This is a genomic window from Variovorax sp. LjRoot84 (assembly GCF_964254305.1).
In the GTDB taxonomy this organism is placed as follows: domain Bacteria; phylum Pseudomonadota; class Gammaproteobacteria; order Burkholderiales; family Burkholderiaceae_C; genus Variovorax.
Window position 1 is genome coordinate 144,493 of the sequence record NZ_CAXUTE020000002.1, and the last position, 22,872, is coordinate 167,364.

Consider the following 22,872-nt stretch of genomic DNA (forward strand, 5'->3'; position numbering starts at 1 on the left):
AGCCCCGCAACCCGGTCTTTCCGAGCGGGTTATCACCTAATGATTGTCTGACAATATTGGAAGACAATAATGCCCAAGAGCTACCGCAATGAGCTCGTAACCGTGAATGCCAAGGAGACAAGAATGTTGAGAAACCTGATCGTCGCGGCCTCCGCCGCCCTCGTCCTCATGGGGGCGACAGCGCCGGCGATGGCGCGGGACAAGCCCATCAAGGTGGCGTTGATCGCGAGCAAGACGGGGCCCTCGGAGGCTTATGCGCGCGACACCGAACGCGGATTGCGCCTGGGCCTGGAATACCTGACGCAGGGCACGATGACCGTGCTGGGGCGCAAGATCGAAGTCATCGTCAAGGACGACCAGATGAAGCCCGAGTTGTCGAAGGCCATGCTCACCGAAGCCTTCGCAGACGACAACGCCGACATCGCGGTCGGCACCTCGTGGTCGGGCGGTGCACTGTCGATGGCACCGGTGGCCGAGGAATACAAGAAGGTGCTTATGGTCGAGCCCGCGATCGCCGACTCGCTGACGGGCGCCAGCTGGAACCGGTACCTGTTCCGCGCCAGTCGCAATTCCTTCCAGGACGCGCTGGCCAGCGCTGCGGGGTTGAAAGAGGGCGACAACATCGCGTTTCTTGCGCCTGACTACGTTTATGGAAAAGACGGCGTGAAGGCCTTCAAGGATGCCATGGCATCGACGAAGAGCAAGGCCAAGATCGTGCACGAGGAGTTCATCCCGCTGGCGACCACGGACTTCACCGCGCCGATGCAGCGCATCTTCGATGGCATGAAGAACGTGAACGGACGCAAGTACCTGGTCGTGATCTGGGGTGCCCCGAATCCGATCCGGAAGATCTCCGAGCTGAACCCCGGCCGCTACGGCATCGAGTTCCTGTCCATCGGCGGCGCCAATCTCGAGAACACCAAGCCCTGGAAAGGGCTGGACGTGTCCGGCGGCACCTACTACTACTACGGCTTCCCCAAGAACGCGATGAACGACTGGCTGGTCGCCGAGCACCAGAAGCGCTTCAAGATGCCGCCGGACCTCTTTACCGCGGGCGGGTTCGTCACCGCCAGCGCGATCATCGCGGGCCTCAAGAAGGCCAACTCGGCCGACTCCGAGAAACTGATCGCAGCGATGGAGGGCATGGAATTCGACACGCCCAAGGGCAAGATGACTTTCCGCAAGGAGGACCATCAGGCGATGCAGGCGCAGTACCAGTTCAAGATGAAGAAGGCGCCCGCCGGCGAGTGGGACCTGCTGGAGCTGGTGCGCGAGATTCCGGCGTCCGAGATGCCGGTGCCCGTCACGGCCAAGCGCTGAGTGCCATGTCCGGCATGCAACGCGGAGGCCAGGGCGGGGACGGGGCTGCCCCCGTGTTGTCGAGCACCGCACTGAGCATTCATTTCGGTGGCCATGTTGCCGTCAACGCGGTCACGACGCAGTTCGAGGCCGGGACACTCACCGCCATCGTCGGACCCAATGGTGCGGGTAAGACCACCTTCTTCAATCTGCTGTCGGGCCAGCTGCGGTCCACGTTCGGCCAGGTGCACTTCAAGGGCGAGGACATCACGCGGCTCAACGCGCCGCAACGCACGCAGAAGGGCATCGGCCGCGCATTCCAGCTGACCAACCTGTTTCCCAAGCTGTCGGTGCTGGAGAACGTGCGCCTCGCGGTGCAGAGCCGCCACCACGCGGGCTTCAACATGTTGTCGGTATGGCGCAGCCGAACCGACCTGATCGAGCAGGCCGAGCACTACCTGGCGCAGGTGGGCCTCGCCGCGCGCCGTGCCGACCAGGCCGCCAAGCTGCCGCACGGAGACAAGCGAAAGCTGGAGGTGGCCATTCTGATGGCGCTCGAGCCCGAGATCCTGATGTTCGATGAGCCGACCGCGGGCATGAGCGTCGCCGAGGTCCCTGTGATCCTGGAACTGATCCGGCGGCTGAAGGAGCGGGGAGACAAAACCATCCTGCTGGTCGAGCACAAGATGGACGTCATCCATTCGCTGGCCGACCGCATCGTGGTGCTTCACAACGGCCAGATGGTCGCCGACGGCCTGCCCACCGAGGTGATGGCGTCGCGGATCGTCCAGGAAGCCTATCTGGGCATCAAGCGTCCCGCGGCGCGGGCGCAAACGGCGGGAGCAGCGGCCCATGTCTGAACCGGCGAACAACCAGGCGTTGCCCCTGCTGAGCCTCAGCGGGGTGCACACGCACATCGGCGAGTACCACATCCTCCAGGGCGTCGAGCTGAGCGTTCCGCGTTCAGGCCTGACCGTGCTGCTCGGGCGCAACGGCGCGGGCAAGAGCACGACGCTGCGCACGATCATGGGCTTGTGGCAGGCGAGCGCCGGCAAGCTCGTCTTCGACGGCGAGGACATCACGGCGGAGGCCACACCCGACATCTCGCGGCGCGGCATCGCCTTCGTCCCCGAGGACATGGGCATCTTCTCGGGCCTGACGGTGCAGGAAAACCTGCGGCTCGCGGCGATCAGCGGCCGCTTCGACGAAGAACGGCTCGAATGGATCTTCGGGCTGTTCCCGGCACTCAAGCGCTTCTGGCTGCGTCCTGGCGGTACGCTGTCGGGCGGGCAGAAGCAGATGGTCGCCATCGCACGGGCGATCATCGAGCCGCGCAAGCTGCTGCTGATCGACGAGCCGACCAAGGGCCTTGCGCCTTCCATCGTCGACAACCTCGCGCAGGCCTTCGTTGAACTGAAGGCGCGCGACACGACGATCCTGCTGGTCGAGCAGAACTTCAACTTCGTGCGCTCGCTCGGCGACTCGGTGGCGGTGATGGACGACGGCCGCATCGTGCACACCGGCAGCATGGACGCCCTGTCGGCCGATGAAGACCTGCAGGCGCGCCTGCTCAGTCTGCGCGCGGGCGCCGTGCACTGAGCACCGTCGCCACGACTTCCTCTTCCGGAGCGCCCATGGCTGTCCTCGAATCCAAACTCGCCGCCACCTCCGTCGAGATACCAGGCCCCGATGCGGCTGGCGATGCGCTGCAGGCGCTGCCCGGCCGTTCGCGCGACCTGGTGCCCGGCTTTCTGATCCTCGTCTTCATGGCGCTCGCGCTGCCGATTGTCGGCAGCGTGCCGACATGGATCACCTTGACCGTGGCGGCGCTCGCGATGGGCATGATGCTGTTCATCATGGCCAGCGGCCTGACGCTGGTCTTCGGCCTGATGGACGTGATGAACCTCGGGCACGCGGCCTTCGTCGCGGTCGGTGCCTACACGGCGACGCTGCTGGTCGGCCCCTTGAAGGGTCTGATCGAGTCGGAGTCGGTCTGGGCCAGCCTGGTCGCGATCTCCGCGGTGATGCTGCTGTCGATGGTCGTGACGGCTGCGCTCGGCTGGGTGTACGAGCGGCTGTTCGTGAAGCCCGTCTACGGCGACCATCTTAAGCAGATCCTGATCACCATCGGGGCGATGATCATCATCGAGCAGATCGTGCTGGTGCTGTTCGGCGCCAACCAGATGCTGCTGCCGCTGCCCGAGGCCGTGCGCGGCTCCATCTTCATGGGCGACGTCGCGATCGAGCGCTATCGGCTGGTCGCCGTGGGCGTCGGCCTGGTCGTCTTCGTCGGCCTCACGCTGCTGCTCAACCGCACCCGGGTCGGCCTCCTGATCCGCGCGGGTGTCGAGAACCGGTCGATGGTGGAGGCGCTGGGCTATCGCATCCGGGGCATCTTCGTTGCCGTGTTCGTCGGCGGCTCGGCGCTTGCAGGCCTGGGCGGCGTGATGTGGGGCTTCTATCGCGAACAGTTCACGGTCGCCATCGGCGCCGAGGTGCTGGTGCAGATGCTGATCATCGTAATCATCGGCGGCCTCGGGTCGGTGGCCGGCTGCTTCGCCGGCGCCATGCTCATCGCGCTGACCACCAACTACGTGAGCTTCCTGCTGCCGGACCTGGCGCTTGTCTCCAACATCCTCGTGATGGTGGCGGTGCTGCTGTGGCGGCCACAGGGCCTCTATCCCGTGAACAAGCACTAGCCGAGGACGCCATGCTCAATCAACTCCTTTCGGGCGACCTGCCGCGCAGCCGGCTGCTGAGCGCGCTGCTGGTGCTCGTCGTGGCTTACCTTGCGACCGCGCCCTTCCTCTTTTCGGGGGCGCGCTCGCTCAACGTGGCTGCGACGATCTGCGTGTTCCTGGTGCTGGTCGCTTCCTTCGATCTGCTGCTGGGGTATTGCGGCGTCGTGTCCTTCGCGCATGCGATGTTCTACGGCATCGGCGCGTACGGCGTCGCGATCGCCATGCACAAGCTGGGGCCGACCTGGGGCGCGATGCTGGTCGGCGCCGTGGCGGGGCTGGCAGTCTCGCTGGTCCTGTCGCTCGTCATTGCCCTGGTCTCCCTGCGCGTGAAGGCGATCTTCTACACGATGATGACGCTGGCCGTCGCCGCGGCCTTCGGCGCGCTGGTCACGCGCATGAGCGGTCTGACCGGAGGAGACGATGGCCGCACCTTCCGCTTGCCGGAGGCGCTGACGCCCGGCTTCCGCGTCTTCGAGTCCCAGGTCTTCGGCACCACCATCAATGGCAAGGTTCTGACCTACTACCTGATCTTCTTCACCGCGGCACTGCTGTTCCTGTTGATGCTGCGCGTGGTCAACTCGCGCTTCGGCCGCGTGCTCGAAGCGATCCGCGAGAACGAGTTTCGCGCCGAAGCCATCGGATACCGCACGCTGTTCTATCGCGTCGCGGTGAACTGCCTGGCCGCCGCGCTGGCCACCTGCGCCGGGATCCTGATGGCCCTCTGGCTGCGCTACGTCGGGCCGCAGACGACGGTCGGCTTCAACGTGATGCTCAACATCCTGCTGATGGCCGTGATCGGCGGGCTCGGGACGGTCTATGGGGCGATCGTCGGCGTGGCGCTGTTCGTGGTGGCCGAGAACTACCTGCAAAGCTGGATGGGAAGCATGAGCACTTCGCTCGTGTCCGTGCCGCTGCTCGCCAAGCTCTTTCACCCCGACCGCTGGCTGCTCTGGTTCGGCGCCGTCTTCGTGCTGTCGGTTTATTTCTTCCCGAGCGGCATCGTCGGCAAGCTGCGCTCATCCACCAAGGAAGTCTTGTGAGCGAAGACGCCGTACTGGTTCGCATCGAGGGCAGCATCCAGATCGTCACGATCAACCGGCCCGCGGTGCGCAATGCGGTCAACAAGGCGGTCGCGGTCGGGTTGGCGAACGCGCTGGCGCAGCTCGATGCGCAGGCGGACCTGCACGTCGGCATCATCACCGGCGCCGGGGGCAATTTCTGCGCCGGCATGGATCTCAAGGCATTCGCCCAGGGCGGCAGCGAACCCGTGGTCGAAGGCTTCGGCTTCGCGGGCCTGTGCGAGGCGCCGCCGAAGAAGCCGCTGATCGCCGCAGTCGAGGGCCATGCCGTGGCCGGCGGCTGCGAGATCGCGATGGCCTGCGACCTGATCGTGGCCGGCCGCAGTGCCAGCTTCGGCCTGCCTGAAGTGAAGCGCGGCCTGGTGGCTTCGTCCGGCGGGCTGATGCGCCTGCCGCATCGAGTGCCTTACGCAGTGGCCATGGAAATGGCGATCACCGGTGAACCGATATCGGCTGCGCAGGCCCATGCCTACGGGCTGGTGAACCGGCTGGTCGAAGCAGGCGAGGCTCTCGACGCCGCGCTGCGGCTGGCCGAACAGATCGACGCGAACGCGCCGCTGGCCGTGGCGGCGAGCAAGCGCATCCTGGCCAGTTCGCGCACATGGAGCGACGCGGAGATGTTCGAGCTGCAACGCCCGATCGCGCGGGCCGTCAACGCATCGGCCGATGCGATCGAAGGGGCGACGGCTTTTTCGGAGAAGCGCAAGGCCGTCTGGCAAGGTCGCTAGGCCTGTGTATTCACGAACGAAAGTGCGAAGGACGGGTGCGGAGTGCGAGGTGCATCGTGTCTGTGGTGCGGCGGTGGGCGCCGTAGACACACTGTTGTCTTGCTCCCACTCCCCCTGGGAGAGGGCGGGGGTGAGGGCACCGGGCCTCCAAGAAGCCCACGCGCTTCGCAGACCCCCGGCGTGCGTCCCACGCGCCGAGCCGGTCAGCCGTCTCGCAGCGCCATCAGCTCAACGAAAACGCCGCCATCCGCGGCAGCGAGCGCTCTCCGGATTTCTGCAAGTGGCGGCGCGTGCGACTTTCCGCCTTGGCCTGATCGCCTTCGAGGATCGCCTCGGTGATGGCGCGGTATTCCGCCACCATCGCACGCAAGTCCGCGGTCGTGAGGTATTGGTAGAACTGCGCGCGGAACAGGTGGGCGCGCGTCTGCGGCAGCACGCGATTGAGTTCCGCGCTGTCGGCGATCTCGAACATCACCCTGTAATAGTTGGCGCGTTCGTCGAGCACGCGGTCCAGGGCTTCGGGCGTCTTCGCCTCGATCAATTTCTGGGCCGCTGCCTTGAAGCGCTTGGCGTTATCGCCCACGTGGATGTTGGCGGCAGCCAGGCGTGCAGCCAGACCTGTAAGCACCTCCAGCACTTCGAGCAGGCTGGCCGCATCCGCGCGGGTCAGCGAGCGAATGACGGCGCCGCGATGGGGCGTGAGGTCGACCACGCCGCTGGAGGCCAGGATGCGCAGCGCCTCGCGCACGGTGCTGCGGCTGACCCCGAGGTCGCGTGTCAGGTCCGCTTCGATCAGGCGCTGGCCGACGGTGAATCGCCGCATCAGGATGCCCTTGCCGATCGCATCGGCCACGCGGTCGGGCGTGCTTCGCGGATGAGCCGACGCGGTTTGCGCTGCTGCCCGGGAGGCAGTTTTCAACGCGGGTGCTTTCTTTGTGTCGTTCATTTGAACTCGCGCATTGAACAGAAAAGAGTCTGGCAGGGTGCCGCCGCGGATTCTAGGGGCCGCCGCATCGCCATCGTTTTCCGGAAGGGGGGTCGCATGCGAAGAACCATGGTATGCAAAGTTGTGATTGTCCGGCAATATTGGCAGACACTGCCGCGAAGCGCCACGGGGTTGACCCTGCCAGGCGTGGCCTTGCGAGACCGCCTTTTCTCTGATGAGCCTACCTGTGCACCCAACCGTTGATACGAACCTCGCCCTGCCGCCACTCGAAGCACGCACCCTTGGCGCAGTGCTCGAAGCTCACTTGCGCGTGGCACCCGACAAGCTGGCCGTGCGCGATCCGGAGCGCGCGCTGAGCTACGCGGCGCTTTACGAGGAGTCGCTCGCCGTCGCCGCCGGTTTCGCCGCGCTCGGCGTCAGCACGCAGGACGCTGCGCTCCTGATGCTCGACAACCATCTCGACTATGTCGTTGCGTGGTGGGCGCTGTCCTTGACGGCGAGGGTCGAGGTGCCGGTGAACACCGCCTACAAGGGCTCGATCCTCGCGCACGTCATCAACAATTCCGGCGCCACGCTCATCGTCATCGAGTCGCACTACCTGCCTTTGCTGATCGAGGTGGCGGACCGCCTCGAGCGGCTTGTGCACGTGGTGGTGCGCGGCGCGGAAAGCGGCGCGCGTCTTCTGGCGCGATTCAAGCCGACGCCGTGGGAGGCGCTTCGCGGACCACGGGCAGCGCCCGCCCGACTGAACCCCTGGGACCTCATCGGCATCATGTACACCTCGGGCACCACCGGTCCGTCCAAGGGCGTGCGGGTGACGCATGCGCATGCGTATGGCTACGCCGCGCCAGCGGTGCTGGGCCTCGCCGATGCGAGCGACGTGTCGCTTTGCACGCTGCCGCTGTTCCACATCGGCGGGCAGTGGGCGGCGATCTACAACAACCTGATCGCGGGTGGCAGCAGCGTGTTGCTGCCGCGCTTCTCGGCCACCACGTTCTGGGACGACGTCCGCCGATACGGATGCACCTACACGATGCTGCTGGGCGCCATGGCCAACTTCCTGTTTCGCCAGCCCGCGGGGGCCGACGATGCCAGCCACCCTTTGCGCCGCGTGATGATGGTGCCTGTGATGGCGCAGCTCGACGAGTTCAAGCAGCGTTTCGGGATCGAGGCCGTGTGCACGGCCTATGGCCTGACCGAAGGCTCGACCGTGCTGCGCGCGCCGGTGGGCCAGGCGCAGGCGGGCAAGGTCGGCTGGCCCCGGCCGGACTTCGACGTCCGCCTGGTGGACGAGCACGACATGCCCGTGCCGGACGGGCAGATGGGTGAACTCGTGATTCGCACGCGCGACCCCTGGACCGTGATGGACGGCTATCACGAGATGCCCGAGGCCACCGTGAAGGTCTGGCGCAACCAGTGGCTGCACACCGGCGACGCGTTCCGGCGCGAGCCCGACGGGCAGTTCGTGTTCCTGGACCGCATCAAGGATTCGATGCGGCGCCGCGGCGAGAACGTGTCGAGCTTCGAGGTCGAAAAGGAAATCAACGAGCATCCCGCGGTGCTGGAGTGCGCCGTCATCGCGGTGGCCAGCGACGCGAGCGAGGACGAGATCAAGGCCTGTGTGGTGCTGCGCGAAGCTTCGAGGCTCGGAGCTGCAGCGCTGCTCGCCTTTCTCGATGAGCGTTTGCCGTACTTCATGGTGCCGCGCTATGTCGAGTTCATGGTCGAGCTTCCCAAGACACCGACCGCAAAGATCCGCAAGCAGGCGCTTCGCGATCTTGGCGTCAATGCGCAGACCTATGACCGGACGAGCGATCCGGCCGCACCGAAAAGGAAAAAATGAGCATCGCAGATTCCACGGGGCCCCTGATGGCCCCCACCGCGGCGGGCGCAACCCGGCTGGCGTTCGAACAGTTCGTCGACAAGCGCAGCAGGCTGAGCGATGCGGCACGGTCCTCGGCGATCGCGCGGCAACACGCGTTGGGCAAGCTGTCCGCCAGGGAGCGGATCGCACTGCTGGTCGATCATGGCACTTTCCACGAGATCGGCGCGCTCGTCGAGCCGAAGCGCGACACCTTCGACACCGAGACGCTGCAGGCGCCGTCGGATGGCGTGCTGGTCGGCTTCGCCAGGGTCGATGGCCGGCCGGTGTGCCTGTGCGCCTTCGATTTCACGGTGCTCGGCGGCTCCAACGGCCGCATCGGCGAATACAAGGTCGAGCGCATGGCTGCGCATGCCCTCGATCACGGCTGTCCGTTGCTCCTGCTGCTCGATGGCGGCGGCCACCGCATCCAGGAGGGCCTGGACAGTCGCCACTTCGCGCGAGGGTCGCACTATTTCCAGACTGCCGTCGCGCTGTCGGGCTGGGTGCCGACCATCGCTGTCGTCATGGGCCCGGGTTTTGCCGGGCCGTCCAACTTTGCCGCCCTGTGCGATTTCGTGGTGATGGTTCGCGGCACCTCGACCATGGGCATCGCCGGGCCCGCGCTGGTCGCGGCGGCGACGGGTGAAGCGACGGAGAAGGAAGCGCTGGGCGGCGCCGCCGTGCAGGCGGATCTCAACGGACTGGCCGACATCGCAGCCAACGACGATGCCGAGGCCATCGGGCTGGTGCGGACCTACCTGGGCTACATGCCGTCGAATGCACGCGTTCCTCTGCCGACGGCACCGGCGCGCGAGCCCGACGCCGAATTCGAGGCTGGGCTGCTCACCGTGATGCCCGACAGCCCGCGCAAGACCTACGACGTCTGCGACGTGGTGCGCGGTGTCGTGGACGAGGACTCGCTGTTCCAGATCAAGCCGGGCTTTGCACCCAACCTGGTGACCGGCTTCGCGCGCCTGAACGGGCGTCCGGTCGGCATCGTGGCGAACCAGCCGCTGCACCTGGCCGGCGCGCTGGACGCCAAGGCCTGCGAGAAGGGCGCGCATTTCGTTTCGGTCTGCGACAGCTTCGGCCTGCCGCTGCTCTACCTGATCGATCTGCCGGGCTTTCTGCTCGGCAGCCAGGCTGAGGACACCGCGCTGGCTCGGCGCAGTGCCCGGCTGCTGTTCGAACTGGGACAGGCCACGGTGCCCCGGGTATCGGTGGTGCTGCGCAAGGGCTACGGACTCGGCTACATCGCGATGTGCGGGGGGCGCAGTTTCGATGCCGATCTCTGCGTGGCGTGGCCGACGGCCGAGATCTGCGCCATGTCGGTCGAGGGCGCGGTCGACGTGGCCTACCAGAAGCAGGTAAGGGCCGCGGCCGACCCTGCTGCGAAACGTGCCGAGCTGATCGACAGGTTCCGGCAGCAGCTTGGCGCCCTGCATGCGGCGGAGCACTTCGGCATCGACGATGTGATCGATCCGCGCGATACGCGGTCGGTCGTCCTGGCGGCGCTGGAGCACTGCGCGCCACGCAAGAAGCAGCGCACCTGGCCCGACAAGCCCCACGGGATCTCGCCGATCTGAAGCCGCGGCGGAACAGCGAGTCGACACAAGACGCGCGCTCGGGGCGCGCCTACGCTGCGGCCTACCGAGTTGCTGCGTCATTCGAAGGGCCTGCCGATGTCTTCCCCCGTGCTTCTGGACCGCCGCGACGGCATTGCGCTGATGACGCTGAACCGTCCCGAGCGGGCGAACGTGCTCGATCTCGAGACGGCGGCGGCGTTGATCGCCGCGATCGACGCCGTCGCGGATGACCCGTCGGTCCGGGCGCTGCTGATACGGGCGCGGGGCAGGCATTTCTGCGCCGGCGGGGACATCGGGGACTTCGTGGCGTCGCTGCCCGACCTCGGCGCGCTGCTGGACCGTCACATCCCGCCGATCCACCGTGCCATCCATCGGCTGGCGACGCTGCCCATTCCCGTCGTCAGCGCGCTGAACGGCCCGATCGGCGGTGGTGGCATCGGCCTGGCGCTCAGCGCGGACATCGTGCTGGCGGCGGAGTCGATGAAACTGCGCGGCGGCTATTCGGCCATCGGCTTGACGCCCGATGCCGGCTCGTCGTGGCTGCTCGCGCGCCGTGTGGGCGCGGCGCGCGCCAAGGAAATCTTCTTCGGCAACGAACTCTTGTCGGCGCAGCAGTGCCTGGCGCTCGGCGTGGTCTCGCAGGTCCATTCGGACGACCAGCTCGAGGCGCGTGCGCTGGACCTCGTTGCGTCGCTGGCGCGCTCGGCGACGGCTTCGCTGGCGCGCATCAAGGTGCTGGTCGACGGCGCCGCCGAACGCTCGCTGGAGGCCCACCTCGCGCTCGAACATCGCTTCATGGTCGAGTCGGGCAACAGCGCGGATGCAATCGAAGGCGTCACCGCCTTTGCGCAGAAGCGATCGCCGGAATTCGTCCGCAATGCGGGCTGACTGCAGCCGGGGCCGCGAAAGCGGTTCCTCATCCATTTCAACCAAGGAGACATCGATGGTGCTGAAGATTTCAATGACGGCGTTGTTGCTGGCAGCCGCCACGCTCGCCATGGCGCAGGGCAAGGGCGTGACCGACACGGAGATCGTGTTGGGAACGATCACCGACCTGTCGGGGCCGATCGCCAACTACGGCAAGGAATCCCGCAACGGCATGAACATGGCAGTGGAGGAGATCAACGCGAAGGGCGGCATCCAGGGGCGCAAGATCCGCCTGCAGGTCGAAGATCACGGCTACGAACCCAAGCGGGCCGTGCTGGCTGCGCAGAAACTGATCACGCAGGATGGGGTGTTCGCAATCCTCGGTCACCTGGGCACGGCCACCAACATGGCGGCGCTTCCGTTCCTGATCGAAAACAAGGTGTTCAACTTCATGCCGCAAGGCGCGTCGAAGGAGCTCTACGACCCGCCGAGTCCGTACAAGGTCGCGCTGGCACCGTCCTATGTCTCGATGTCGGCGTCGACCATGGACTTCATGCTGAAGAAGAAAGCCTACAAGCGCGTCGGCGTGCTGTACCAGGACGACGACTACGGCCGGGAGGCATTCGAGGGCGTCGAGGCCTACCTCAAGGCCAAGGGCGTGCCTGTGGTCGAGAAAACCAGCTACAAGCGTGGCGCCACGGACTTCTCGTCGCAGATCGCGAAGCTCAAGTCCGCCAACTGCGACCTGGTCTTCAATGCCTCCACCTTGCGCGAGTACATCGGCTCGGTCGCCGAGGCACGCAAGATCGGCTTCAACCCCGACTTCCTTGGCACCGCTGCCAACTATTCGCAGCAGGTGCCGACGCTGGGCGGTGCGGCCATGGAAGGCGTCTACGGCGCGACCTTTATTCCGCTGCCGTATGCGGACGATGCCAACCCGGCGGTGCGCGACTGGGTCGCTTCCTACAAGAAGCGCTTCGGCGACGACCCGGGTCTCTATTCGATGTACGCCTACTACGCGATGACGACCTTTGCCAAGGTGGCCGACAAGGCTGGAAAGAAGCTGAGCGCCGAGACCTTCAATACAGCGATGGAAGTTACCAAGCTCGGCCCCGATGCGCTGGGCAATCCAGGGTTCAACGTGTCCAGGGACAACCGGCTCAGCAACCAGAAGGTGCGCATGACGCAGATCGTCAATGGCAAGTGGACGCTGATCAGCGAGTACCTCGAGCCGGTGGCCGTGGCAAAGTGAGATTCGCGATGGGCAACGGTTCGGTCCCGGAGAGTCCCGGCTACCAGCGCATCAGCCGGATCGCGCTCGGCGACGTGCTGCACCGTGCGGCGCGGCGCTTCGGCGATCGCGCCGCGGTGATCGAAGGCGACCTGAGGCTCACTTTCAAGGCACTCGATTCGGCGTCGAACCGCTTCGCCCATGCCTTGCTCGCGCAGGGCATGTCTGCCGGCGACCGCGTTGCAATGTTGTGCGAGAACTCGGCGCAGATGGTGATCGCGATGTTCGGCGTCTACAAGGCGGGGCTGGTGTGGGTGCCGATCAACACGGCTCTCGCCGTCGACGCGATTCGCTTCATCCTGGACCACGCCGAAGCGCGCCACCTGATCATCGATGCACAGTTGCTGGCGCGCGAGCTGGTGCGATCGCTGGGTGTGCCATTGACGTTCTGCGGTGGCGAAGCCGAGCTCGGGGCAGGGCAGCCGGACACGCCGCCCGAGGTGCCGATCGACGGGCGCGACCTGGTGCAGATCATGTACACCAGCGGCACCACCGGACCCCAGAAGGGGGTCATGCATTCGCACGCCTCCATCCATTCGGTGCTGATGTCCAACCTGGTCGAGTTCGGCACCGGGCCCGACGGCGACGTCTACAGCTGCCATCTGCCGCTGTTCCACGTCGGCCAGCACGTGGTGCTCTTGTCGGCGCTGCTTGGCGGCGCGGCCTCAGTGCTGATGCGCGGTTTCGATGCCGGGGAGCTCCTGAAGGCGATCGCGCGGCATCGCATCAACCTGGTGGTCGGCTTGCCGATGATGTACCGCGCACTGCTCGACCACCCCCGGCGCGCCTCGACCGACCTGTCCAGCCTCAGGCTCTGCATCTATGCGATGGCGCCGATGTCGAAGCCGTTGCTGATGCGCCTGCTCGATTCGATCTGCCCGCGTTTCGCGCTGTGCTCGGGTCAGACCGAGATGTACACGGCCGCCACCATCTTCCGTCCTGAGCAGCAGCTCAAGCGCTTCGGCGCCTACTGGGGCGTGGCAACGCTGGTCAACGAACTCGGCGTGATGGCCGAGGACGGCCGCCTGCTCGGCCCGGGCGAGGTGGGCGAGATCGTCTACCGCGGTCCCAACCTGATGCTGGGCTACTACAAGGACCCCGAGGCCACCGCGCATGCATGGCGCTTCGGCTGGCATCACTCCGGCGATCTCGGTCAGTGGGACGAAGACGGTGAGCTGCTGTTTCTCGACCGCATCAAGGACATGATCAAGACCGGCGGCGAGAACGTGCCGTCGATCAAGGTCGAGGATGTGCTGCTGCGCCATCCGGCGGTGCGCAACGCCGCGGTGATCGGCCTGCCGCATGAGCGCTGGGGCGAGGCGATCACGGCCTTTCTCCTGGTGGACGCCGGCCAGCAGGTCACGAGCGCGGAGCTGCACGCGCATTGCCGCCAGCATCTCGGCAGATTCGAAGTGCCCAAGGGATTCGTGCAGTTGCCCGCGCTCCCGGTCACCTCGACCGGAAAAGTACAGAAGTTCGAGTTGCGGCGAAGCCATCTGCACCACTACGAGGAGCAGGCATGAGTGCCGCGCCGGTTCCTGACTTCGAAACGCTGAAGGTTTCTCTCGCTGCCGGCGTGGCACGCATCGAGTTCAACCGGCCGCACAAGGCCAACGCGATCAACGCGGCGATGTGGCAGGAACTACGCGAAGCGATGCAATGGCTGGACCGCACGCCGCAGGCGCGGGTCGGCATTCTGTCCGCCATCGGGGCGCACTTTTCGGCAGGGCTCGACCTCGAAATGCTGGATGAGCTTCGGTCGCAGACGGCCGATGCCTGCGATGGGCGTGCGCGCGAGAAAACGCGCCAGAGCATCCTCGATCTGCAGGACACGGTGACCTCGATCGAGCGCTGCCGCAAGCCGGTGATCGCGGCGGTGCATGCCGCTTGCGTGGGAGGCGGGATCGACATCATCACCGCGTGCGACCTTCGCTATTGCAGCGAAGAGGCGTGGTTCTCGGTCAAGGAGATCGATGTCGGCCTCGTCGCCGACGTGGGAACGCTGCAGCGTCTTCCGCGCTTGATCGGGGAGGGCATGGCGCGCGAGCTGGCCTACACGGCACGGCGGTTTTCCGGCAGCGAAGCCGCACAAATGCGGTTGGTCAACCGCTGCTACGAGTCGCGGGCCGCCCTTGCTGCCGGCGTCGACGAGCTCGCAGCAACGCTGGCTGCCAAGTCGCCGCTGTGCCTGCGCGGCACCAAGGAGATGATCAGCCACGTACGCGACAGGCCGGTGGCCGATGGCCTGAACTACATCGCCACGTGGAACGCGGCCATGCTGTATTCGGACGACCTCGAGGAAGCCACGCGCGCGTCCCGCGAGCGGCGCCCGCCGGTGTTCAAGGATTGAACCGATCCAGAAGCGCATCTGCCCTAAAAAGATGTCGGACAAATACCTATGCATTGTCCGACAATCTTGGCTAGAATTTGTGCATGCAAGGACATGCGTAATGACGACGGCAAGCGTAAACGACCCCTTCGACGTCGCCCGCCTCGAGGGCTACCTGAGAACGCGCATCGAAGGGCTCCGCGCTCCTTTGCGGGTCGAGCAATTCAAGGGCGGCCAGTCCAATCCGACCTTTCTTGTGAGCGCCGCCGACGGCATGCGGTACGTGCTTCGTAAGAAGCCGGGCGGTGAACTGCTGCCGTCCGCCCACGCGGTGGACCGCGAATACCGCGTCATCGAGGCGTTGTGCGACACCGGCGTGCCGGTCGCGCGCACCCATTGCTATTGCGACGACGTCGAGATCATCGGTACGCCCTTCTACGTCATGGAGTACGTCGACGGGCGTGTGCTGTGGGATCCGTCGCTTCCGGGCATGGACAGGGCGGAGCGAGGGGCCATCTACGACGACATGAACCGCGTCGTCGCGGCGCTGCATCGCGTCGACTACCGTGCGGTCGGACTCGAGAGCTACGGCCGTCGCGGCAATTTCTTCGACCGCCAGATCGGCCGCTGGACCCGTCAATACCAGGCTTCGGTGACGGATCCGATCGAGGCCATGGACCGACTTATCGAGTGGCTGCCTGCCAACGTCCCAGCGCTGGACGAGACATGCATCTTCCACGGCGACCTCCGGCTGGACAACCTGATCTTCCATCCGACGCAGCCGCGCGTATTGGCCGTGCTCGACTGGGAGCTCTCCACCCTGGGTCATCCGCTGGCCGACTTCGCCTACCACGCGCTGCCATGGCGCCTGACCGCCGAGCAGTTTCGCGGCATGGCGGGCGCCGACTACGCCGCGCTGGGAATTCCCAGCGAAACGGAGTACATGCACCGCTACTGCCGGCGCACGGGACGCGAGCCGATCGACCCGTCGCACTGGGAGTTCTATCTGGCCTACAGCATGTTCCGGCTGGGGGCGATCCTGCAGGGCATCCTGAAGCGTTCGCTGGACGGCACGGCATCGAGTGCCCAGGCGCGGGAGACCGGCGCGCGCGCTCGACCGATCGCAGAAGCCGCCTGGCAACAGGTGGTGGCGCACTTTCCAAAGAGTGCGCGATAGCGGGCATCCCTTCATTTCATCCAACGCTTCGCGTGCCGAATTTCACGACGTCGAGCAGAAAGGCCCCAGTGTTCGAATTTTCCCCCAAGGTCCAGGCTCTCCAGCGGCGTCTCAACGCCTTCATGGAGGAGCACATCTATCCCAACGAGAAGCGGTACTACCGCGAAGCTGAAGAATTGGGCCCATGGAAAGTAGCGCCTGTCCTTGAAGAGCTGAAGCCGAAGGCGCGGGACGCGGGCCTCTGGAACCTGTTCCTGCCCGAATCGGAGCACGGTGCCGGCCTCAGCAATTTCGAGTACGCGCCGCTGTGCGAGATCATGGGCCGCTCCCACCTGGCGCCGGAGGTTTTCAACTGCTCCGCGCCCGACACGGGGAACATGGAAGTGCTGGCACGCTATGGCACGCCGGAGCACCAGGAACGGTGGCTCAAGCCGCTGCTCGCGGGGCAGATCCGTTCGTGCTTCGCGATGACCGAGCCCGACGTGGCTTCCAGCGACGCCACCAACATCGAGTCGAGCATCGTGCGCGATGGCGACGAGTACGTGATCAACGGCCACAAGTGGTACACCACCAACGCCACCGACCCGCGTTGCAAGATCTGCATCTTCATGGGCAAGTCCGACCCGGACAACCGGGACCGCCACAATCAGCAGTCGATGATCCTCGTTCCGCTGGACACGCCGGGCGTTACCGTGGTGCGGCCGATCGCAGTGTTCGGCTTCTACGGCGTACCGGACCGCGCTTCCGAGGTCACGTTCGAGAACGTGCGCGTGCCGGTCTCCAACATGCTGCTGGGCGAAGGGCGCGGCTTCGAGATTGCGCAAGGTCGCCTCGGCCCCGGCCGTATTCATCATTGCATGCGGCTTGTCGGGCTGGCCGAGAAGATGCTCGAGTTGATGTGCAAGAGAAGCCTTTCGCGCGTGGCCTTCGGCAAGACGGTCGCCCAGCAGGGCGTCACGGTCGAGCGAATCGCCGAATCGCGCATCCTGATCGAGCAGGCGCGTTTGCTGACGCTTAATGCGGCGCATCGGATGGACACTGTCGGGAACAAGGTGGCCAAGGCCGAGATCGCGATGATCAAGGTGGCCGCGCCAAAGATGGCTTGCCAGGTGATCGATTGGACGATCCAGGCGTTCGGCGGCGGCGGCACCAACAATGATTTCGGGGTCGCCTCGGCTTACGCTACCGCGCGCTTGCTGCGATTGGCGGACGGCCCCGATGAAGTGCACAGGAACCAGATCGGGAAAATGGAGCTCAGGAAGTACCAGTAGCGTGCAACGACGCGCAGCCGCCCATGGGGCGGAGATCATTTTTTCCCTTCAGAAGGCAAGCAGGAGACAAACATGCAGATTCACTTTGAAAGTGCCGGAACCTCAGCCAAGGCTGAGCGACTGATGTGGCTCAACGCAGACAGGGTGCTCTACGTCGGATTGCTCGGCGAGCCTTCCGTCAGGAACTTTGGTGCTTTCTCCATTTACATGTCGTTGAACAAGCCGCACAAGATTTGTGTCCATGACGGCGCCTGGGAGGAGGCTGAAATGTCTGTCGTTCCACCCTATGTCCCGCACCGGATCGTTTCCGGCGAGCGGATGATCTGCAATGTGTTGATCGAATCGGAGACGGTGGAGCTCAAGGGGCTGCCCCCGTTCATCCGGGATGGCCGAGGCGCTGTTTGCGCGCCCGAGGCGCGTCAAACCATGCGCGACGCGCTGGAGCGGTTCAAGAGATGTGACAGCAAGCAGTTTCCGAAGACGGAAGATTTCGACGACAGCTTCTTCGGCGGCGAGCTCCCCGAACGAAAGGTGGACCGCAGGATTCGGGGCGTGCTCGCCAAGATCAAGCAGGATCCCAACAGCCATACGTCGGCGGAGGACTGTGCCCTTATCTCGCACCTGTCCGTCTCGAGGTTCCTGCATCTGTTCAAGACCGAGGTCGGCACGCCGTTTCGCAACTTCAGGACCTGGCAGCGTGCGCGCAGCGTTCTCTACTACGTCACCCAAAGCTCCAATCTCGCGAACATCGCGCTGGATGTGGGCTACCCGGATTCGACCCACTTCAGCCACTCGGTCAGGCAGGTGTACGGATTGACGCCGAAGTCGATCTTCGCCGGCTGCCGAAAGCTGGCGCTGTACGGAAGCGGCGCTGCCGCATCGCCACGCTACGGGTTTGCGTGACATGCATGTAGATTTCGACTTCAAGCAACGGCACGTCGTCGTCTTCGGCGGAACGACGGGGATCAATTTCGGCATTGCGCACGCGTTCGCACGGCAGGGGGCCAACGTGGCCGTCGTGAGCAGGAAGATAGAGAACGTCGAATCGGCAGCATCTGAGCTGCGCAGGTACGGCGGCAAGGTACATGGAGTCACCGCCGACGTGCGCGATTTCGATGCGGTCGGCCGCGCCCTGACCGAGTCCGAGCAGCAGTTCGGCGAGATCGACGTGCTGATCTCCGGCGCGGCAGGGAACTTCTTGTGTGAGGCCAAGGACATGTCGGCCAACGGCTTTCGCGTGGTCGTGGACATCGATCTGGTCGGCACTTTTCATGTGCTGCGGCAGGCCTTTTCCCACCTCAGGAAGCCGGGCGCTTCGGTCATCAATATCACCGCGCCGCAGTCCTTCATTCCGATGCGCTTCCAGGCGCATGCCTGCGCGGCAAAGGCGGGGGTCGACCAGCTCACCCGCGTGCTCGCCCTCGAGTGGGGGAGCGCAGGCGTACGCGTCAACTCGATCTCGCCCGGGCCCATCGAGGGAACCGAAGGCTTCCAACGCTTGGTGGCACAAAGTGACGCGCAGCGGCAGGCGGCGGCGACCAACGTGCCACTGAAGCGATTCGGGACTCTGGACGACATTGCGAACCTGGCACTGTTTCTCGCTTCTCCCTACGCGAGCTACATCTCGGGCGCGTTGATACCCTGCGATGGCGGCGGGGCGCTCGAAAGCGTCAAACCCGCGCTCGAAGCGGCAGGCTTGGCCGCGGTTTCCTGAAGGGCAGGGGTGACCCTGCCATTGCCCAAGGCCGGCACGCAACCCTTGCGCCGTCAGAGTTGGCGACGTTCGGTACCGGCATCAGAAAGATTTCACACCATGTTCCGCACGCTGCTCAAGTCCAAGATCCACCGCGCAACCGTCACCGATTGCGAATTGCACTACGAAGGCTCATGTGCCATCGATGAAGACCTGCTGGATGCCGCCAATCTGGGCGAGAACGAACAGGTTCACATCTGGAACATCAACAATGGCGAGCGCTTCGTGACCTATGCGATCCGCGGCCAGCGCGGGACCGGGATCATTTCGGTCAACGGTTCGGCCGCACGCCGGGCGTCGGTGGGCGACCTGATCATCATTGCCGCCTTCGGCCTGGTGCCGGAAGACCAGGTGGCGGGCTACCGGCCCAAGCTGGTGTTCGTGGACGGCGCCAATCGCATCAAGGAAGAACGCGCCCACATCCCGGTACAGGCCGCTTCGGGCGAAGCCGTTGCAGCCTGACCGCTGGCAGTTCCAGTTCCGCTCTGGTCGGCTGCGGCCTGATCGATCGATCTCAGTCGCGCGTTTATGCCTCGAGGCCCGAGTCGAGGCGCCGCGCAGCACTTATCTCATCCATCGTATGCATACACCCGTCGGCGCCAACCAATCCTGGCAGCAGCGCAGCCTGCGCAGCGTCTGGCACCCCTGCACGCAGATGCAGCGCGCGGCCGCGGTGCCGCCGCTGCCGATCGCGCGGGGCGTTGGCCCGTGGCTTTTCGACCACGAAGGACAGCGCTACTTCGACGCCACCAGCTCCTGGTGGGTCAACCTGTTCGGCCACGCCGATGCGCGCATCAACGCGGCGCTCAAAGACCAGCTCGACCGCCTGCCGCACGTGATGCTCGCCGGCTGCACGCACGCACCGGCGGTGGAACTGGCCGAACGCCTGTCGGCCTTGACCGGCGGCGTGCTCGGCCATTGCTTCTTCGCCAGTGACGGCGCCTCGGCGGTCGAGATCGCGCTGAAGATGAGCTTCCATCATTGGCGCAACCGCGGGCGCCCGAACAAGCGGGAGTTCGTCTGCCTGCGCCAGGGCTACCACGGCGAGACCCTGGGCGCGCTGGCGGTCACCGACGTGGCGGTGTTCCGCGACGCCTACGACCCGCTGCTCATGCGTGCGCACCAGGTGATGTCGCCCGACGCGCGCCAAGCCGCGCCCGGCGAGACCGCGGTGGATGTCGCTGCGCGGGCCGCGGCCGAGCTGCAGGCGCTGTTCGAATCGCGCCATGAACACATCGCCGCGCTGATCATCGAACCGCTGGTGCAGGGCGCCGCCGGCATGGCGATGCACGACGCGGCCTACCTGCGCGCAGCGCGGGCGCTGTGCGAGCGCTACGAGGTGACGCTGATCGCCGACGAGATCGCGGTGGGCTGCGGGCGCACCGGCAGCTTCTTCGCCTGCGAGCAGGCCGGGATCTGGCCGGACCTCGTGTGCCTGTCCAAGGGCATCAGCGGCGGCACGCTGCCGCTGTCGCTGGTGATGACGCGCGAGGAAGTCTATGAAGCCTTTCTCGACGACGACGTTGCGCGTGGCTTCCTGCATTCGCACTCCTACACCGGCAACGCCCTGGCCTGCCGCGCCGCGCTGGCGGTGCTGGACCGCTTCGAAGAGGACGACGTGCTGCAGCGCAACCGGCAACGCGCCGCCGCACTGAGCGCGGCGCTCGCGCCCTTGCAGGCCGACCCGCGCATCGAGCACTTCCGCCAGTGCGGGATGATCTGGGCCTTCGACGTGCGCGCGGCCTTCGTCGGCGAGCGCTTCGCCGAACGCTTCCATCTCGCGGGCCGCGAGCGCGAATTGCTCATTCGGCCGATCGGCCGCACCGTCTACCTGATGCCGCCCTACGTGCTGGACGACGGGCTGGCGGCCTGGCTCGCGCAGCGCGTGATGGAAACGCTGGATGCCGTAGTCTCCACCGAGAACGCCCATGCTGATCGAACACCTGAACCGCCGACTGCGTGAGCTCGAGGCGCAGGCGCTGCGCCGGCAGCGGCGCACCGCCGAGACGCCCTGCGCGCCGCACCAGCAGGTCTCCGGGCGCGACATGCTGGCCTTCTGCAGCAACGACTACCTGGGGCTCGCCAACCATCCGGCGCTGGTCGAGGCGCTGGCGGAAGGTGCGCGCCGCTTCGGTGCCGGCAGCGGCGCCTCGCACCTGATCAGCGGCCATTCGCGCGCCCATGCGCTGCTCGAGGACGAGCTCGCGCACTGGCTGTCGCCCTGCATTCCCGAGGCACGTGCGCTGAGCTTCTGCACCGGCTACATGGCCAACCTGGCCCTGCTCACCGCACTGGGCGACGCCAGCGCGACGATCTTCGCCGACAAGCTCAACCATGCATCGCTGGTCGACGGCGCGCTGCTGGCCAAGGCGCCGCTGCAGCGCTACCCGCATGGACGACTCGACGTGCTGGCGAGCCAGATCGGGCGCTGCAGCACACCGATCAAGCTGATCGTGAGCGATGCCGTCTTCAGCATGGACGGCGACCTGGCCGACCTGCCGGCCTTGCTGGCGCTGGCCGAGGCGCACGACGCCTGGCTGGTGGTTGACGACGCCCACGGCTTCGGCGTGCTCGGCGAACACGGCCGCGGCAGCCTGTCGCACTTCAGCCTGCGCAGCGAGCGCCTGATCTACATGGGCACGCTCGGCAAGGCCGCGGGCCTGGGCGGCGCCTTCGTGGCCGCCCACCCGAGCGTGATCGAGTGGCTGGTGCAGTCGGCGCGCAGCTACATCTACACCACCGCGGCGCCGCCCGCGATTGCGCATGCCTTGTGCGCCAGCCTGCGCCTGATCGCCGGCGGGGAGGGCGATGCGCGGCGTGCGCGGCTGGGAGCGTTGATCGGCATGCTGCGCGATCGGCTGGCCACGTTGATCCAGCAGAAGCCCCAACTCGGCTGGCGCCTGGTCGATTCCGTCACGGCGATCCAGCCCTTGATCATCGGTGACAACGCCGCCGCGCTCGCGCTGGCGGCGGCCCTCGATGCGCAAGGCCTGTGGGTGCCGGCGATCCGTCCGCCGACGGTGCCGGCGGGCACCGCGCGGCTGCGCATCACGCTCAGCGCGGCCCACACGGTGCAGGACGTGCAGACCCTGGTCGACGGCCTGGCGCGCGCGGCCGGGACTCTGCAATGAGTGCAGCAGCGATGCGTGGCTGCTTCGTCACCGGCACCGACACCGAGGTCGGCAAGACGCGCGTCAGCGCCGCGTTGCTGTATTGGCTCGGCGAGCGGGGGCAGCGTTGCGCGGGCTACAAGCCGGTGGCGGCCGGCATCGAGACGATCGATGGCGAGAACGTCAACGAGGACGTGCGCGCACTGCGCGACGCGATCTCGGTGGCGTTGAGCGACGCCGAGGTCGGGCCCTGCCAGTTCGAAGCCGCCTGCGCGCCGCACATCGCGGCGGCGCTCGAAGGCCGCACCATCGAGCGTGCCGTCCTGCTGCAAGGGGCCCGGACGCTCGCGGCGCGCGCTGAGCGCCTGATCGTCGAGGGCGTGGGCGGGTTTTGCGTTCCGCTCGGCGCGGACTTCGACAGCGCCGACCTGGCCGTGGACCTGGGCCTGCCGGTGGTGCTCGTGGTCGGGCTGCGCCTGGGCTGCATCAATCACGCGCTGCTCAGCGCCGAGGCGATCCGCGCGCGCGGCCTGCGGCTCGCGGGCTGGGTCGCGAACACCGTCGACACGAGAATGCTGCATCGCGACGACAACCTCGCCACCCTGCGCGATGAACTGGGCCGGCGCCACCAGGCGCCTTGCCTGGGCGTGGTGCCCCGGCTGGCCCGCCCCGACCCGGCAGCTGTCGCAACCCACCTCGACGATGCGGCGCTGCGGGGGCTGTTCGGCTTGTTCTGAGACCCGCATCAGCAGGGCGCAATCTGCAACGGTGTTGACCGCCCTTGTGCCCGACGGCAGGCTATTCTGATTCAGGTGGACCATCCGCACGAAG

Annotated in this window: 21 protein-coding genes; 20 read left to right on the forward strand and 1 reads right to left on the reverse strand. The window is 66.1% G+C overall.

Annotation, left to right across the window (positions count from 1 at the left end):
* The first annotated feature begins 123 nt into the window (after window positions 1-123).
* The 6 genes from ACSQ9I_RS31380 to ACSQ9I_RS31405 are packed head-to-tail and all read left to right on the forward strand — an operon-like array spanning window position 124 to window position 5,847.
* Complete coding sequence (locus ACSQ9I_RS31380; RefSeq protein WP_436297039.1) at window positions 124-1,320, forward strand: substrate-binding domain-containing protein; 1,197 nt, start codon at window positions 124-126, stop codon at window positions 1,318-1,320.
* Between the two features lie 5 nt (window positions 1,321-1,325).
* Complete coding sequence (locus ACSQ9I_RS31385; protein WP_436315980.1) at window positions 1,326-2,159, forward strand: ABC transporter ATP-binding protein; 834 nt, start codon at window positions 1,326-1,328, stop codon at window positions 2,157-2,159.
* Window positions 2,152-2,898 carry an ABC transporter ATP-binding protein gene (locus tag ACSQ9I_RS31390; RefSeq protein WP_436297037.1) on the forward strand — a complete coding sequence of 249 codons (747 nt, stop codon included), beginning with the start codon at window positions 2,152-2,154 and terminating at the stop codon, window positions 2,896-2,898. Before ACSQ9I_RS31385 ends, ACSQ9I_RS31390 begins: the two co-directional genes overlap by 8 nt.
* Window positions 2,899-2,933: 35 nt before the next feature.
* Window positions 2,934-3,998 carry a branched-chain amino acid ABC transporter permease gene (locus ACSQ9I_RS31395; protein ID WP_436315981.1) on the forward strand — a complete coding sequence of 355 codons (1,065 nt, stop codon included), beginning with the start codon at window positions 2,934-2,936 and terminating at the stop codon, window positions 3,996-3,998.
* A gap of 11 nt (window positions 3,999-4,009) precedes the next feature.
* Window positions 4,010-5,080, forward strand: a complete 1,071-nt coding sequence (locus tag ACSQ9I_RS31400; RefSeq protein WP_436315982.1) for a branched-chain amino acid ABC transporter permease — start codon at window positions 4,010-4,012, stop codon at window positions 5,078-5,080.
* The gene (locus ACSQ9I_RS31405; RefSeq protein WP_436315983.1) at window positions 5,077-5,847 is read left to right on the forward strand and encodes a crotonase/enoyl-CoA hydratase family protein; all 771 of its coding nucleotides are present in this window, start codon (window positions 5,077-5,079) and stop codon (window positions 5,845-5,847) included. The genes ACSQ9I_RS31400 and ACSQ9I_RS31405 overlap by 4 nt, the downstream gene beginning before the upstream one ends.
* A gap of 223 nt (window positions 5,848-6,070) precedes the next feature.
* Here ACSQ9I_RS31405 and ACSQ9I_RS31410 read toward each other — a convergent pair whose 3' ends face one another.
* Complete coding sequence (locus ACSQ9I_RS31410) at window positions 6,071-6,766, reverse strand: GntR family transcriptional regulator (RefSeq protein ID WP_436297033.1); 696 nt, start codon at window positions 6,764-6,766, stop codon at window positions 6,071-6,073.
* A 253-nt stretch (window positions 6,767-7,019) separates the two neighbouring features.
* Between ACSQ9I_RS31410 and ACSQ9I_RS31415 the strand changes: the two genes are divergently transcribed.
* The 14 genes from ACSQ9I_RS31415 (at window position 7,020) to bioD (ending at window position 22,778) form a co-directional block, all read left to right on the forward strand.
* Entirely contained in the window at window positions 7,020-8,636 is a 1,617-nt protein-coding gene (locus ACSQ9I_RS31415; RefSeq protein WP_436297032.1) for an AMP-binding protein, read from the forward strand.
* Window positions 8,633-10,243: an acyl-CoA carboxylase subunit beta gene (locus tag ACSQ9I_RS31420; RefSeq protein ID WP_436315984.1), complete on the forward strand. Its 1,611-nt coding sequence runs from the start codon at window positions 8,633-8,635 to the stop codon at window positions 10,241-10,243. The genes ACSQ9I_RS31415 and ACSQ9I_RS31420 overlap by 4 nt, the downstream gene beginning before the upstream one ends.
* A gap of 96 nt (window positions 10,244-10,339) precedes the next feature.
* Window positions 10,340-11,131 (forward strand): enoyl-CoA hydratase/isomerase family protein, encoded by a 792-nt coding sequence (locus tag ACSQ9I_RS31425; protein ID WP_436297030.1) that lies wholly within the window; start codon window positions 10,340-10,342, stop codon window positions 11,129-11,131.
* Window positions 11,132-11,186: 55 nt separating this feature from the next.
* Window positions 11,187-12,362, forward strand: a complete 1,176-nt coding sequence (locus tag ACSQ9I_RS31430; protein WP_436297029.1) for an ABC transporter substrate-binding protein — start codon at window positions 11,187-11,189, stop codon at window positions 12,360-12,362.
* A gap of 8 nt (window positions 12,363-12,370) precedes the next feature.
* Entirely contained in the window at window positions 12,371-13,924 is a 1,554-nt protein-coding gene (locus ACSQ9I_RS31435; RefSeq protein ID WP_436315985.1) for a class I adenylate-forming enzyme family protein, read from the forward strand.
* A complete protein-coding gene (locus ACSQ9I_RS31440; RefSeq protein ID WP_436315986.1) occupies window positions 13,921-14,751 on the forward strand; it encodes a crotonase/enoyl-CoA hydratase family protein in 831 nt (276 codons plus the stop codon). The genes ACSQ9I_RS31435 and ACSQ9I_RS31440 overlap by 4 nt, the downstream gene beginning before the upstream one ends.
* A gap of 100 nt (window positions 14,752-14,851) precedes the next feature.
* Complete coding sequence (locus ACSQ9I_RS31445) at window positions 14,852-15,907, forward strand: phosphotransferase (protein ID WP_436315987.1); 1,056 nt, start codon at window positions 14,852-14,854, stop codon at window positions 15,905-15,907.
* 68 nt (window positions 15,908-15,975) lie between these two features.
* Window positions 15,976-17,178 carry an acyl-CoA dehydrogenase family protein gene (locus tag ACSQ9I_RS31450; protein WP_436315988.1) on the forward strand — a complete coding sequence of 401 codons (1,203 nt, stop codon included), beginning with the start codon at window positions 15,976-15,978 and terminating at the stop codon, window positions 17,176-17,178.
* 72 nt (window positions 17,179-17,250) lie between these two features.
* Window positions 17,251-18,081 (forward strand): helix-turn-helix domain-containing protein, encoded by an 831-nt coding sequence (locus tag ACSQ9I_RS31455; RefSeq protein ID WP_436297024.1) that lies wholly within the window; start codon window positions 17,251-17,253, stop codon window positions 18,079-18,081.
* Window position 18,082: 1 nt separating this feature from the next.
* Window positions 18,083-18,892 carry an SDR family oxidoreductase gene (locus ACSQ9I_RS31460; RefSeq protein WP_436297023.1) on the forward strand — a complete coding sequence of 270 codons (810 nt, stop codon included), beginning with the start codon at window positions 18,083-18,085 and terminating at the stop codon, window positions 18,890-18,892.
* A gap of 99 nt (window positions 18,893-18,991) precedes the next feature.
* Window positions 18,992-19,393, forward strand: coding sequence for an aspartate 1-decarboxylase (gene panD / locus ACSQ9I_RS31465; RefSeq protein ID WP_436315989.1), 402 nt, complete (start codon window positions 18,992-18,994; stop codon window positions 19,391-19,393).
* A gap of 118 nt (window positions 19,394-19,511) precedes the next feature.
* Window positions 19,512-20,894, forward strand: coding sequence for an adenosylmethionine--8-amino-7-oxononanoate transaminase (bioA, locus tag ACSQ9I_RS31470; protein WP_436315990.1), 1,383 nt, complete (start codon window positions 19,512-19,514; stop codon window positions 20,892-20,894).
* Window positions 20,860-22,062, forward strand: a complete 1,203-nt coding sequence (bioF, locus tag ACSQ9I_RS31475) for an 8-amino-7-oxononanoate synthase (protein WP_436315991.1) — start codon at window positions 20,860-20,862, stop codon at window positions 22,060-22,062. The genes bioA and bioF overlap by 35 nt, the downstream gene beginning before the upstream one ends.
* Entirely contained in the window at window positions 22,059-22,778 is a 720-nt protein-coding gene (gene bioD / locus ACSQ9I_RS31480) for a dethiobiotin synthase (RefSeq protein WP_436315992.1), read from the forward strand. The genes bioF and bioD overlap by 4 nt, the downstream gene beginning before the upstream one ends.
* Window positions 22,779-22,872: the final 94 nt, after the last annotated feature.

Bases quoted from the DNA above. Each gene is read 5' to 3' on its own strand.
- ACSQ9I_RS31380 (WP_436297039.1), top strand. From the start codon at position 124: ATGTTGAGAAACCTGATCGTCGCGGCCTCCGCCGCCCTCGTCCTCATG.
- ACSQ9I_RS31385 (WP_436315980.1), top strand. From the start codon at position 1,326: ATGTCCGGCATGCAACGCGGAGGCCAGGGCGGGGACGGGGCTGCCCCC.
- ACSQ9I_RS31390 (WP_436297037.1), top strand. From the start codon at position 2,152: ATGTCTGAACCGGCGAACAACCAGGCGTTGCCCCTGCTGAGCCTCAGC.
- ACSQ9I_RS31395 (WP_436315981.1), top strand. From the start codon at position 2,934: ATGGCTGTCCTCGAATCCAAACTCGCCGCCACCTCCGTCGAGATACCA.
- ACSQ9I_RS31400 (WP_436315982.1), top strand. From the start codon at position 4,010: ATGCTCAATCAACTCCTTTCGGGCGACCTGCCGCGCAGCCGGCTGCTG.
- ACSQ9I_RS31420 (WP_436315984.1), top strand. From the start codon at position 8,633: ATGAGCATCGCAGATTCCACGGGGCCCCTGATGGCCCCCACCGCGGCG.
- ACSQ9I_RS31425 (WP_436297030.1), top strand. From the start codon at position 10,340: ATGTCTTCCCCCGTGCTTCTGGACCGCCGCGACGGCATTGCGCTGATG.
- ACSQ9I_RS31430 (WP_436297029.1), top strand. From the start codon at position 11,187: ATGGTGCTGAAGATTTCAATGACGGCGTTGTTGCTGGCAGCCGCCACG.
- ACSQ9I_RS31435 (WP_436315985.1), top strand. From the start codon at position 12,371: ATGGGCAACGGTTCGGTCCCGGAGAGTCCCGGCTACCAGCGCATCAGC.
- ACSQ9I_RS31440 (WP_436315986.1), top strand. From the start codon at position 13,921: ATGAGTGCCGCGCCGGTTCCTGACTTCGAAACGCTGAAGGTTTCTCTC.
- ACSQ9I_RS31445 (WP_436315987.1), top strand. From the start codon at position 14,852: ATGACGACGGCAAGCGTAAACGACCCCTTCGACGTCGCCCGCCTCGAG.
- ACSQ9I_RS31455 (WP_436297024.1), top strand. From the start codon at position 17,251: ATGCAGATTCACTTTGAAAGTGCCGGAACCTCAGCCAAGGCTGAGCGA.
- ACSQ9I_RS31460 (WP_436297023.1), top strand. From the start codon at position 18,083: ATGCATGTAGATTTCGACTTCAAGCAACGGCACGTCGTCGTCTTCGGC.
- panD (WP_436315989.1), top strand. From the start codon at position 18,992: ATGTTCCGCACGCTGCTCAAGTCCAAGATCCACCGCGCAACCGTCACC.
- bioA (WP_436315990.1), top strand. From the start codon at position 19,512: ATGCATACACCCGTCGGCGCCAACCAATCCTGGCAGCAGCGCAGCCTG.
- bioF (WP_436315991.1), top strand. From the start codon at position 20,860: ATGCTGATCGAACACCTGAACCGCCGACTGCGTGAGCTCGAGGCGCAG.
- bioD (WP_436315992.1), top strand. From the start codon at position 22,059: ATGAGTGCAGCAGCGATGCGTGGCTGCTTCGTCACCGGCACCGACACC.